Consider the following 12,559-nt stretch of genomic DNA (forward strand, 5'->3'; position numbering starts at 1 on the left):
CAGGAAGGTCATATCGAACAAAGGATAAGATATCCATGATTGAGGATGATGATCATAACAACCAGAACTGGTGAAAATTAAACTAACACTTTTGGTAAATTTTATATTGACATTAACACCAATGTAACCAGATCATATGCCTTTGTTTCTTTTCTTCTTTCTTTAATATTCACTTTAGTTACCTGCCTTTCATAAACTAAAAAGGAGAGAGGTTTCGCCGACTATCGTCTATTGTTTATTTGTCTTTTCAGGGCGAAAACCTCATTTTATCATACAACTTCAATTCTTGAACATTTGACATTAAAAATATAATGACGATTTCCATCATTGTTTTCCAACAGCTTATTCGTTCCTTCTCCTTCGATCAGTACTGTTTTATCTGTGTAATCTTTCTTTACCAGTTCATCAACAAACGAACCCCATATTGAACATCGTACATGTGATTCATATTTATCAAATGCATTTTTACATGCCAATGTAAAATTACATACCTTTCTGTCTCCAACTTCTTTGATAGTCAATTCACTACAGATTTTTCCACATAAAATTACTTTAAACATATAAGTCCTCCATTTTATTTTTCTATACAATTCATGATTTCAAGTATTCTATTAAGATCATCCACTCCATTGTAAATAAGTGTCAATCTATTTTTAGTCACCTTTACTTTAGTTGAATACTTCTCTCTAAGTAACGTTTCAACGTATTCAAAAGATGTATCTCTTTCTTTTTTTGAAGCTTTCTTTTTTCCTCTTGCTAAATTGATATATTCCTGCGCTGTCTTACCACATACCCCTAAATATCCGCCTATCCAGACTCTGGTTTCCATGCCCTTTGGTTTTCTGTCCGGCTCACTCTCTAAAACTTTTAACAGTATTCTTGTTATTTCAACCAGTTCTGCTTTGCTCATGTTTCTTTGAGCATTTGAAGCAATGATCTGAATCAATTCATTATTTTCACAATCCGGTTTGGGATAGACAATACAGTTAATCTCTGGTTCGATTAAATCATCCATATACAGCTGCAACAAAGCGTTATAACGACGATGTCCACCTATCAAAATATAATGATCACCATTCTGATAAACCTCCAACGGTTTTAATAGTCCATCTTTTTTGATATTTTCTTTCAGTTCATCGATATCTCTTTGTTCAAAAATGTTATGATCATTTTCTTTTATATCTTCAATATCAATTTTTCTAAGACCGAGCAGATGATTCATCTTAGGTTGCATATTCTGTAAATCTGTTAAACTCATATGTATCACCTACTATTCTTTTTCTAATATTTCTTCTGCAAATCTTTTGTAGTCATCAGCAATCTTACTCTTGGTATCAACTAACAGCTGACAGGACATAGCTGACTTAGAAGCAACAGCATCCTGATAGCCTATTGTGGTATTTAAAACTTTAATTTCATATAATTTATCTGTTGAACTAAATATTTTTCTGATTTTTTCAATGAAAGCACTATAAAGAGGTCTCTTACCTCTAGGAATCATATTAAAAAGCACATAGATCTGATAAAAGCATTCAAAGTCATTCATTAGATTTTCCAGTTCATTCATTGTTTTGATAAAACCTGCAAGTTCAAATCTTCCAATTTTTAAAGGAATGATGACTTCATCACTAGTAAATAAAGTATTTAGAGTGATTGTATTAAATGTTGGCGCATTATCAATGACAACATAATCAAATTCTTTTCTTACATCCCTTAACGCTTTCTTTAGACGATTATGCTGCATTTTATTGGCAGCTTTTATAAGCTGATCTGTATTGATCAGTCTTGTTTCTGTAGATGGTATAATAGACAGATTTTCATAATCAGTAGTATATATTGCTTCTTTGATCTGACACTGTCCTAAAAGAACATCATTGATATCATATTCATAGAATGCATCACCTAATGCCTCCTCAAGCCATTTTAATGGTTCTTGATTATCAAACTCTTTTTCTATAAATTTTGATAGATTGATATCATTTACTTTTTTGTCAAAATAGCTTGTTGCATTGCCCTGTGCATCTCCATCTATAAGCAGTACACGATATCCCTTTCTGCTTAAGCTTACTGCTAAATTAATACTTGTCTGCGTTTTTCCAACGCCACCTTTTTGATTGATTACACTTATAATTTTCATTTTCTTTTCCCTTAATCCAGCTTTACTGGAACCTTTCTGTTTTTATTTTGTTTCTTTTTCACTTTATAAACAAATGTACAAATTTTCTACCCGGTAAATTTACCGACTAGAACATGACTTCAATAATATTCTGTTGCCACCATTTATAAAGATAATCTTTCATATCATCAAAACAACAGCTTTTTTCATGAACCATCTCATCAACTTTTTTGCACCATTCTTCATTGACTTCTTCTATTTTCGAAATGGTTAAAAGATTTCCCAATTTCATATGCTCAACAAAAGATCGAATAATTTCATTGATTTTCCTGATAACTATATTTCTTTGTTGTTTATATTTTTTAACCGCCAAACTATCATCTTTAACAATGGTAATTCTTGAAACAATATTAACAATCAGCTCATGATACTGATCATCTTTAATGACAGTTGCCACAGCATTCTTTAATCTTCGTGTTAATTGCTGAATTGTTTTATAAACAAAGATTCTATCTTCAACTGTTTTGACCTCAACAGCTTCATATATTTCATGACCATTGCTATCCAGCATAAGATCACCCTTTTTAGCTTTTAATACAGCATCAGGATGATTCTTCTTGCATAATTTTTTTGTCTTTTGATCATAGTAATAATCACGCTGATATTTCTTTAGACATCTCTTTGCTCTTTTATACACATATCTTGTAAAACAGATAATCTCAACATACATTCCTTTACCTTCTGTAATTATTTTATAAACATACAAGTCTTTTAAAAATCGTTTATCAATTTCTAACATAGTTTTTCTCACAAACTCATCAACTCTTTTATCAAAAGTATCGGGAATCATGATCTTCAGATAATAGCCAAAAATATTACGATACTGATTATCTTTACCAAAATTCCTTAAATGCTTCTTTTTGTATCTCAATAACTTGTAGATATCTTTCTTCCATGTTTTAGAATTAGCTTTAAAATTGTTTTCTTCCTTAATAAAATTCAATACACTTTTTTCATCATCAAAAGTATCGAATCTTAAATAAACATTATTACTTATCATTTTTCCTCTCTCCCGCTGGTAAATAGACAACTAAGCTTTTCTTACTTGTTTTTTATATCTTCAGTTCATATGAAGTGGCCATATACTGTTCCAGTTCATCACTGTGTTCTTCCAACAAATAAAAGATAGCTTCCTGCATTTCCAGAGGTGTCACACCTCTAGGAAAATACTGGCTTAATTTACTGGCTTCCAATTTTAATTTTTCCTTTTGATTTGGCTTTTCCTGCAATAATTCATCATAGATGGTTTCTTCATCCAGCTCATCATCTTGTGCCAGTTCTTTAAAGAATTTAGCCTGAGATAAACTAGGTGTTGCATCAAGTTCTTCTATAACTTTTAAAAGCATTTCCTGTTGTTTACCATTTAAAAATGAAAGTTCTACTGCTGGTCGAAAAGCAATTCTTTCTTCATCAACCAGATTAAGTAGTTCTTTATTTAAATAAGTCAAACGTATATAGCGAAATATTTGTGCTCTACTAGTACCTTTTTCATTTGCAATTCTTTGAGCTGAATCAGTATTATACTTCGTATCTACTGGATACGAAGCTTCATCAATTACTTTTCCTTGATGTTTTAAAGCTTCATATTTCATTCGATAGGCAAATGCTAACTCACTTTTCAATAATTTTCTTCTATGCAAATTGCTGTCAATCATCATGATTACAGCTTCGTCATCATTAAGATCAACTATCCTGACGGGTACATCGTTAATCTCAGCCAATTGGCAGGCCTTCATTCTTCGATGTCCAGATATGATTTGATACCTGTCATTAATCTTTCTAACAATCAATGGTTCATCAACTCCTCTTTCCATGATGCTTTTTTGAAGATTTCTTAAATCTTCATCTATTCTTACCTGATATGGATGATTTGGAAATTCATCTAACTGTTGTAGATTCACCACCTTATATATATACTCCATATAGTTCACCTGCCTAATAAAAAAGCGGATACCTTAAATTCATAAGATATCCGCAAAATTTTATATTTAATTTTAAAAAAGTTATTAAACTTTTAATCATAATAATTCACGAAAATATACTTTCATAAAACATACATGAACTATATAAAGAAAAACAAACTGTGCTGAAAAATCGTACCTTTGTAATAATTTTTTTCATTCTTATAATGATTATGTCAACAGACTGCTATACTTTGATACATCTAAGAAAGGAGAAAAAATGGTTACATATTACAAAGATAAAAACTTACCCAATCGCTTTAAAGAATGTCGAAGAACAATGAAACTTACTCAACCACAATTGTCATCACTACTTGGATTCAAAGGTGGTAAAGCAACTATAATGTCATATGAAAAATCAAAACGATTACCTAATGTTGATACAATAATACGAATGCATGAAGTACTAAAAGTATCTACTGATTACCTGCTCTGTTTAGATGATTATAAAAATCATAATGATTATATGGATAAAGTTTTAGGTATCGATGATGAATTACTGTCACTATTAAATAGTATTATAGATTATAACAAAATAAAACGTATAAATTTCTTTATACAAAGGCACTATAAGGATTATTTATATGAAACGTAAACACATAAATAACAGATTTAAATATGCTAGATTATATGCTGGATATACCCAAGTAGAAGCAGCTAAAGCGAGTGGATTTATGACAAAACAAGCTTTAAGCCATTACGAAAAAGGTACACGTACTCCAAGTAATAAAGTTCTTTACACGCTTCCTAAACTATATAATGTCTCGTTAGATTTTTTATTAAAACAAGATTTTTATATCAATCATGATGAATATGTAGAATCAATATTATTACTTGATAAAAAATCTATTCAAATACTAAAATCATTAAAACAACATAATATAGCACTGGTTGATTTAAAAAAATATTTAAATACTATTAAGAAAGGAAATTCAAAATGAGTATTCGTGAAAAAAAGAATAAAGATGGTACTATTTCATTTTATATAACTGTATTTGAAGGTTATAAAATTGATCGACGAGGTCAATATGTTCAAAATCGTAAATATAAATCATTTAAACAACCTAAAGGTATGGGAATACGCAAAGCTAGACAGATTGCAAAAGAAATGGAATTAGAATTTCAAAATCAATTTCAAATGAAACAAAGTACTGGTATTGATAAAAAACTATCTGAAGTATGGTCGTGGTATAAGAAATACTATGCTCCAAATAAATTAAGAGAATCAACCATATACTCACTTGATAGTTTAGTCCAAAATAAGATTTTACCTGAATTAGGGAACTACCGTATTGGTGATATTTCTACCAGTCGCATAACTATCTTTTTAAATGATGTTGCCATTGTTAGAGATAGAAAAACCGGGAAACCTTTACGTCCAAAACAGTATTATAAAGATTCCTATGTTCAAACAGTTTTTTCAGCATTAAATAGATTATTTGAATTTTCTATTTCTCAAGGATGGATTAAAGAAAATCCATGTAATCATGCAATAAAGCCTAGCATTAATAAATCAATCAAGAAAAGGCCATTAGAAATTAATCAAATTAAAGATATCATAAAAAAAAACAAATGATTTTTCAGTTCATAATGCAGTTATCCAATTTCAAATTTATACAGGAATGCGTATTGGAGAAACTTTAGCTTTAACTTGGAATGATATTGATTTTAAAAATAAAGAAATTAATATCAACAAAACTATTAATTTTGTCGGAAAGGATCCAATTATTGGACCACCAAAAACAAATAACAGCTATCGAATACTAGGAATGTCTAACACCGTTTTTAACATTCTTAAAATGGTCCAACAAGAACAAAATGAAAGAAAACAATTTTTAAAAGAACAATATATTAATCCTAATATAGTTTTCTCTACTCCATTAGGAGATTATATACATAGAAATAATATCAATAAAAGATTAAACGCAGTAAAAAAAGGAACTGATTATGAATATATAACAGTTCACTTCTTAAGACATGCTAATGCAACATTGTTACTTATGAACGATGTAGATATAAAAGTAGTCTCTTCTCATCTAGGCCATAATGATATTCAAACAACAGCTAATATATATGCTGATGTCTTAAAATCCAAGGAACATCAGATAGCTCAACTAATCGAATTCAATCTTGAAGATGACCAATAAAAAACAGGCTTTTTTACTTAATATTTCCAAATTTGTGCGTAAATAAGCGTAAAATAAGCGTAAAATTTGAATATCAATTAAAAAAGTGCTGATTATATCGGCACTTTTTGAGAATTGAATTTATTCAACACCTACAATAAACGAATATACTGGCTGTTTTCCATCGATTACTTCTAATTCAACATCAAAATTATCTTCAACGAAGCTTTCGATTTCTTCAACATCTTCGTCATTTACATCTTCACCACAAATTAGTGTAATAATTTCAGAATCATTATCAATCATATTTTCTAATACAACTTTTAATGCTTTTAATTTATTATCTTTACAATCTATTATATTCTTTTCAACCAAAGCCATATAATCATTTGCTTTAATTTCAACACCATCAATTACAGTATCTTTAATTGCAAATGTTACTTGTCCTGTTTTAACATTGCCAACAGCTTCTGTCATATCAGCAACATTTTCATCAAGAGTAGCTTCTGGATTGTACATAATACATGCTGATAATCCTTGTGGAATAGTTTTAGTTGGAATTACTATTACATTTACTTCATCCTCTAAAATTGTTGCTGTTTGTTGAGCAGTCATTACAATATTTGAATTATTAGGTAAAATAATTACATTTTTAGCATTAACTTTTCTAACTGCTTGAACCATGTCTTCAGCAGAAGGATTCATAGTTTGGCCACCACTAACAACATAATCACAATGTAACTCTAAGAAAGAATCACGTAAACCATCACCTGCACATACTGAAATAACTGCAGTTTCTTTAGCAGGTCCTTTATCATTAGCTTTGCTATCATCAACACCTACAATTGATCCTGCACTACCTTGAATTGCATCATTTTGCTCTTGCATATTTTCAATTTTGATTTTTACGAATTCTCCAAAACGTTGAGCAATATTTAAAGCATTTCCTGGTTTCATAGTATGAACATGGACTTTAACAATTTCTTCATCTTGAACAACTACGATACTATTACCTGGTAAAAGTTCTAATTCTTTTTTTAGTTGATCTTCTTTAAATTTAGTTACTAATGAAGGTTCTAGTCTAATAATAAATTCTGTACAATAACCATAACCATCTTCGCCACTTTCAACACTAGCAACAGCACTCATAGCTGTATCTGATGATGATTTAATCTCAACATAATCAACTCTTTCACCAGCTAGAGCAGCCATAAATCCTGTAAATACAAGTAATAATCCAGCACCACCACTATCTACTACTCCAACTTCTTTTAAGACTGGTAATAACTCTGGTGTTCTTTCTAAAGCTAATTCAGCTTCTTTTACAAAATAAGAGAAAACATCTTCAATTTCCATGCCTGGCTTAGCATATTTCATTGTTGCTTCACTAGCTTCTCTAATAACTGTTAGTATTGTTCCCTCTACAGGTCTCATAACCGCTTTATACGCTACTTTAGCGCCGTTTTGCAATGCTTCAGCCCATAACATAGCATCGGCACTTTCATGACCTTGTAAAGTCATTGAAATACCTCTAAAAATCTGTGATAAAATTACCCCAGAATTTCCACGGGCACCCATTAATAACCCTTTTGACAACTTTTTAGAAATATCTCCAATATTATTAGAATCAAAATTATCTACTTCTTTTGCCCCAGCAGAAAAAGTTAATGACATATTAGTACCAGTATCACCATCAGGAACTGGAAAGACATTTAATGCATCGATTTCTGGATAATTATTATGCAATGTATTGGCACCACATAAAACCATCTCTTTAAATAATTCACCTGTTACTTCTTTCATCTTCTATCTCCTCTACTCTACTTCTCGTATACCTTGAACGTAGACATTAACTGCTTCTACATTTACATCTAAAGTAGACTCAACTACATATTTTACCTTTTTTTGCACCTCATGCAATACTTCTGTAATTTTGATTCCATATCCCAATATAACATAAAGATCTAAAATTAGACCACTTTCTCCATTATGGGCAACAATACCTTTCGAATAGTTTTCTTTTCTTAAAAGATCATAGTAACCATCTTTAAGTCTTTTTTGGCTAGCCATTCCTACTACTCCATAGCATTCGATTGCGGCACCACCGGCAATAGTAGCTACAACATCTAAAGAAATGTTGACAGTTCCCATATTATTATTTTTTTCAATCATCTATATGCCTCCTTGTATTCGTTTAAAAATACTATCTCTAACAATTATATCTTAAATAATAACTCTTGACAATTCTTAGAGCTAGATTTTATTCTAGCAAACTATTAAAATTTTTCAAGATTTATTTTTTATCGAGAAATTAATACTTTTTTATAAAAAGTAATTGCTTTTTACGAGCAAAGATGATAATATATTGCAGTACGTAAAAAACACTACTAAAGATAAGGAGGAGAACCCATGTCAAGAAAATGTCAAATCAGTGGTAAAGGACCAATGTCTGGAAATACACGTTCACATGCATTAAATGCAAGTAGAAGAAAATGGAATGTTAATTTACAAAAAGCCACTATTTTAGTAGATGGTAAACCTACAAAAGTAAGAATTTCTGCTAGAGAATTAAGAACTTTAAGAAAATCAGCTTAGTAATATAAATAGTACGCAAGTACTATTTTTATTTTATCCAAAATACAAAAAGTAATAACTAAAAAAAGAAAGGTATGTTTTTTTATTAAAGCATATCTTTCTTTTTTATATATTAAAATTTAATTTATTTTTTAAATTGACGTTTAAATGCATCAAAAATTGATTCTTTTTTCTTAGATAATTTTGAAAGCTTTTGATATAATTCTTTTTCTTCTGAAGATAACTTAGTAGGAATCTTAACTTCAATTCGTACCATTTCATCCCCATAATTACTACTATGAAGATCTTTTACACCCTTACCTTTTAATCTTAAAATAGTTCCAGATTGTGTTCCAGCTGGGATTTTAACTGTTACATCCCCTTGAACAGTTGGAACATCAACTTCACACCCTAAAGTTGCATCAACATTAGAAACCGGAACAGTAATATGAATGTTACGACCATCACGTTTAAAATGTGGATGACTTCCTACTTGAATTTCAACAAATAAATCACCGTTAGGACCACCGTTTACACCACGGCCACCTTTGCCAGCGACACGTAATTGCTGGTTAGAATTAATACCTGCAGGAATATCCAATTGAACAGTAACTGTTTTAGTCTCATAACCACGTCCATGACAATGAGGACATTTTTCTTTAACAACCTTACCAGTACCATTACAATCAGGACAAGTTGTTTCTGTTACAAATGTTCCAAAAGGAGATCTTTGTTGTTGCTGGATAGTTCCGCGACCACCACAGCGAGAACATGTTTGAACATCATTTGGATTTTTTGCGCCACTTCCATTACAGTGGCTACAAGGTGCATCATAAGTTATTTTAATATCTTTTTTAACACCTTTTACTGCTTCCATAAAATCAATATTTAAACGCATTAAGCGGTCTTCACCACGTCGTGGTCCATTGTTTCGTTGACGGCTTCTTGCACCACCGCCAAAAAACGAACCAAAAATATCACCTAAATCGACATCTTCAAATCCAAATCCGCCAAATCCACCAGCACCGCCATTTCCAGCACCTTGTTCAAAAGCAGCATGACCAAAACGATCATATGTTGCTTTTTTATTTGGATCAGATAATACTTCATATGCTTCTTGAACTTCTTTGAATTTTTCTTCAGCACCGGGCTCTTTATTGACATCGGGATGATATTGTTTTGCTTTTTTACGATAAGCTCGCTTGATTTCATCAGCTGAAGCTTGTCTACTTATTCCTAAGACTTCATAATAATCTCTTTTTTCAGCCATATATTCACCCTCTTTATACTAGTTAAAACCAAGGCGGCAAAGCCTTGGCTTTAAATTAATTCTTTTCTTCAAAATCTGCATCAACAACATTGTCATCTTGGTTATTTGTTGTACCAGATGTGTTAGTATTTGCACCAGCATTATTGTTTTGTTGTTGATATGCATATGAAGCCATTTGTTGTGCCATTTGTTCTAATTCAGACATTTTAGCTTCTAATGTAGCCATATCATTGTTATCTAATGCAGTCTTTAATTCATCTCTTAATTTTTGAGCTGATTCTTTTTGTGTAGCATCAATCTTATCACCTTGTTCAGCTAAAGCTTTATCAATTTCATTGATCATTTGTTCAGCTTTATTTCTAGTTTCGATTTCTTTACGTTTTTTCTCATCTTCAGCTTTATTAGCTTCAGCTTCTTTAACCATACGATCGATTTCTTCATCACTTAATCCACTAGAGTTTTGGATAACGATTGATTGTTCTTTTTGAGTTTTTAAATCTTTAGCTTTAACATTTACGATACCGTTAACGTCAATGCTGAAAGTAACTTCGATTTGTGGTACACCACGAGGTGCTGGTTCAATTCCATCTAATTTAAATAAACCTAATTGTTTATTATCTCTAGCCATTGATCTTTCACCTTGTAATACGTTGATATCTACAGCAGGTTGATTATCAGCAGCTGTTGAGAAAATTTGTGATTTAGTAGTTGGAATAGTTGTATTTCTTTCGATTAATACTGTCATTACACCACCCATAGTTTCGATACCTAATGATAATGGAGTAACGTCTAATAATAATACGTCTTTAACATCACCAGCGATAACACCACCTTGAATTGCTGCACCCATAGATACAACTTCATCAGGGTTTACTGATTTATTAGGTTCTTTTCCTAATAATCTTTTTACTGATTCTTGAACTGCAGGAATACGAGTTGAACCACCAACTAATAATACTTGATGAATTTCAGTTGGTTGCATACCAGCATCTGATAATGCTTGACGAACTGGTCCTTCAGTTCTTTCAACTAAATCACGAGTTAATTCATCAAATTTAGCTCTTGTTAATGTTAATTCCAAATGTAATGGTCCACTAGCTCCAGCTGAAATGAATGGTAATGAAATTTGTGTTTGCATAGTTCCTGATAAGTCTTTTTTAGCTTTTTCAGCAGCTTCTTTAATTCTTTGCATTGCCATATTATCAGCAGATAAATCAATTCCTTGTTCTTTTTTGAATTCTTCAACTACCCAGTTCATGATTTTTTGGTCAAAATCATCTCCACCTAAACGGTTGTCACCAGCAGTTGCTAATACTTCAAAAGTACCATCAGCTAAATCTAGGATTGATACGTCGAAAGTACCACCACCTAAATCATATACTAATACTTTTTGTTCTTTATCTAATTTATCAAGACCGAATGCTAAAGCAGCAGCAGTTGGTTCGTTAATAATACGTTCTACTTCTAATCCTGCGATTTTACCAGCATCTTTAGTTGCTTGACGTTGCGCATCGTTGAAATATGCTGGAACAGTAATTACAGCTTTAGTAACTGTTTCACCTAAATATGCTTCAGCAGTAGCTTTTAAGTTTTGTAAAATCATTGCTGAAATTTCTTGTGGTGTATAATCTTTACCATTTACATGTTCTTTATGGCTAGTTCCCATATGTCTTTTAATTGACATAACTGTATCTGGGTTAGTAACTGCTTGACGTTTTGCAGCTTCACCAACAATAATTTCACCATTTTTAAATGATACAACAGATGGAGTTGTACGATTTCCTTCTGGATTAGCAATAACTTTTGCTTCACCATTTTCCATAACACTGACACATGAATTTGTAGTACCTAAGTCAATACCAATAATCTTACTCATAATAACATTCCTCCTATTACTCACTAACTTTTACTAAAGATGCACGAATAACGCGATCTTTTAACATATATCCTTTTTGTAATTCTTCAACAACCATATTTGGTTTAAAATTCTCATCTTTAACTGTCATTACAGCTTGATGGAAATTAGGATCAAATTCTTCACCTTCAGCTTTGATCACTGTAACTCCTTGAGCTTTTAAAACTTCCATCAATTGAGAATAGATCATTTCATAACCCTTTAAAAAGTTCTTGATTTCATCACTTGGATTAACGATTGCTAATGATCTTTCAAAATTATCAACAACCGGTAATAACTGTTCAATAAATGATTGCATCATAAATTTCATGGCATTTGCATGTTCATTTTGCAATCTCTTTTTAAGATTTTCCATATCTGCAAATACTTTATAATAATCTGTTTTCCAAGCATTTACTTCTTCCATCAAATCATTAATTTGCTGTTCAGCCGATTTTTCTTTATCTTCATCAATATTTTCTGTTTCTTCAACTACTTCTTCAGTAGTTTCTTCTGCTGTTTCGTCTACTACATTATTTTCTTTATCGCTCATTATAT

Annotated in this window: 15 protein-coding genes; 5 read left to right on the plus strand and 10 right to left on the minus strand. The window is 31.1% G+C overall.

Annotated features, from left to right (window positions below; genetic code table 11):
• Positions 1-269: 269 nt before the first annotated feature.
• The 5 genes from B5E92_RS08215 to B5E92_RS08235 all read right to left on the minus strand — a co-directional run bounded on the left by B5E92_RS08215 (position 270) and on the right by B5E92_RS08235 (position 4,098).
• On the minus strand, positions 270-560 hold the full coding sequence (locus B5E92_RS08215) for a single-stranded DNA-binding protein (RefSeq protein WP_087301113.1): 291 nt from the start codon (positions 558-560) through the stop codon (positions 270-272).
• Between the two features lie 14 nt (positions 561-574).
• Positions 575-1,258: a ParB/RepB/Spo0J family partition protein gene (locus B5E92_RS08220; protein WP_087301116.1), complete on the minus strand. Its 684-nt coding sequence runs from the start codon at positions 1,256-1,258 to the stop codon at positions 575-577.
• Positions 1,259-1,270: 12 nt separating this feature from the next.
• A complete protein-coding gene (locus tag B5E92_RS08225) occupies positions 1,271-2,137 on the minus strand; it encodes a ParA family protein (RefSeq protein WP_087301118.1) in 867 nt (288 codons plus the stop codon).
• 106 nt (positions 2,138-2,243) lie between these two features.
• Positions 2,244-3,176, minus strand: coding sequence for a hypothetical protein (locus B5E92_RS08230; protein ID WP_087301121.1), 933 nt, complete (start codon positions 3,174-3,176; stop codon positions 2,244-2,246).
• 52 nt (positions 3,177-3,228) lie between these two features.
• The gene (locus B5E92_RS08235; RefSeq protein WP_087301123.1) at positions 3,229-4,098 is read right to left on the minus strand and encodes a ParB/RepB/Spo0J family partition protein; all 870 of its coding nucleotides are present in this window, start codon (positions 4,096-4,098) and stop codon (positions 3,229-3,231) included.
• A 259-nt stretch (positions 4,099-4,357) separates the two neighbouring features.
• On the opposite strand from B5E92_RS08235, the gene B5E92_RS08240 reads away from it, so the two are divergent.
• From B5E92_RS08240 to B5E92_RS08255, 4 genes are read left to right on the plus strand one after another with little or no spacing between them, the layout of a single operon-like run.
• A complete protein-coding gene (locus tag B5E92_RS08240; RefSeq protein WP_087301126.1) occupies positions 4,358-4,732 on the plus strand; it encodes a helix-turn-helix domain-containing protein in 375 nt (124 codons plus the stop codon).
• Positions 4,722-5,078: a helix-turn-helix domain-containing protein gene (locus B5E92_RS08245; protein WP_087301129.1), complete on the plus strand. Its 357-nt coding sequence runs from the start codon at positions 4,722-4,724 to the stop codon at positions 5,076-5,078. Before B5E92_RS08240 ends, B5E92_RS08245 begins: the two co-directional genes overlap by 11 nt.
• On the plus strand, positions 5,075-5,713 hold the full coding sequence (locus B5E92_RS08250; RefSeq protein WP_087301131.1) for a hypothetical protein: 639 nt from the start codon (positions 5,075-5,077) through the stop codon (positions 5,711-5,713). The genes B5E92_RS08245 and B5E92_RS08250 overlap by 4 nt, the downstream gene beginning before the upstream one ends.
• A 22-nt stretch (positions 5,714-5,735) precedes the next feature.
• Positions 5,736-6,284 (plus strand): site-specific integrase, encoded by a 549-nt coding sequence (locus B5E92_RS08255; RefSeq protein WP_255376209.1) that lies wholly within the window; start codon positions 5,736-5,738, stop codon positions 6,282-6,284.
• A gap of 120 nt (positions 6,285-6,404) precedes the next feature.
• On the opposite strand, the gene B5E92_RS08260 is transcribed toward B5E92_RS08255, so the two are convergent.
• Both B5E92_RS08260 and B5E92_RS08265 read right to left on the minus strand, forming a co-directional pair.
• Positions 6,405-8,066: a DAK2 domain-containing protein gene (locus tag B5E92_RS08260; protein ID WP_087301137.1), complete on the minus strand. Its 1,662-nt coding sequence runs from the start codon at positions 8,064-8,066 to the stop codon at positions 6,405-6,407.
• Positions 8,067-8,078: 12 nt separating this feature from the next.
• Positions 8,079-8,435, minus strand: coding sequence for an Asp23/Gls24 family envelope stress response protein (locus tag B5E92_RS08265; protein WP_087301139.1), 357 nt, complete (start codon positions 8,433-8,435; stop codon positions 8,079-8,081).
• Between the two features lie 237 nt (positions 8,436-8,672).
• Here B5E92_RS08265 and rpmB point away from each other — a divergent pair, with 237 nt between their 5' ends.
• Positions 8,673-8,858: a 50S ribosomal protein L28 gene (rpmB, locus tag B5E92_RS08270; protein ID WP_087301142.1), complete on the plus strand. Its 186-nt coding sequence runs from the start codon at positions 8,673-8,675 to the stop codon at positions 8,856-8,858.
• A gap of 124 nt (positions 8,859-8,982) precedes the next feature.
• Here the strand turns inward: rpmB and dnaJ are convergent, their stop codons facing one another.
• From dnaJ to grpE, 3 genes are read right to left on the minus strand one after another with little or no spacing between them, the layout of a single operon-like run.
• Positions 8,983-10,107, minus strand: a complete 1,125-nt coding sequence (gene dnaJ, locus B5E92_RS08275; protein WP_087301145.1) for a molecular chaperone DnaJ — start codon at positions 10,105-10,107, stop codon at positions 8,983-8,985.
• A gap of 55 nt (positions 10,108-10,162) precedes the next feature.
• On the minus strand, positions 10,163-11,983 hold the full coding sequence (gene dnaK, locus B5E92_RS08280; protein ID WP_087301148.1) for a molecular chaperone DnaK: 1,821 nt from the start codon (positions 11,981-11,983) through the stop codon (positions 10,163-10,165).
• A gap of 16 nt (positions 11,984-11,999) precedes the next feature.
• A complete protein-coding gene (grpE, locus tag B5E92_RS08285; protein ID WP_087301151.1) occupies positions 12,000-12,554 on the minus strand; it encodes a nucleotide exchange factor GrpE in 555 nt (184 codons plus the stop codon).
• Between the last annotated feature and the right edge of the window lie 5 nt (positions 12,555-12,559).

Source organism: Erysipelatoclostridium sp. An15 (genome assembly GCF_002160675.1).
In the GTDB taxonomy this organism is placed as follows: Bacteria; Bacillota_I; Bacilli_A; order Erysipelotrichales; family Coprobacillaceae; genus Thomasclavelia; species Thomasclavelia merdavium.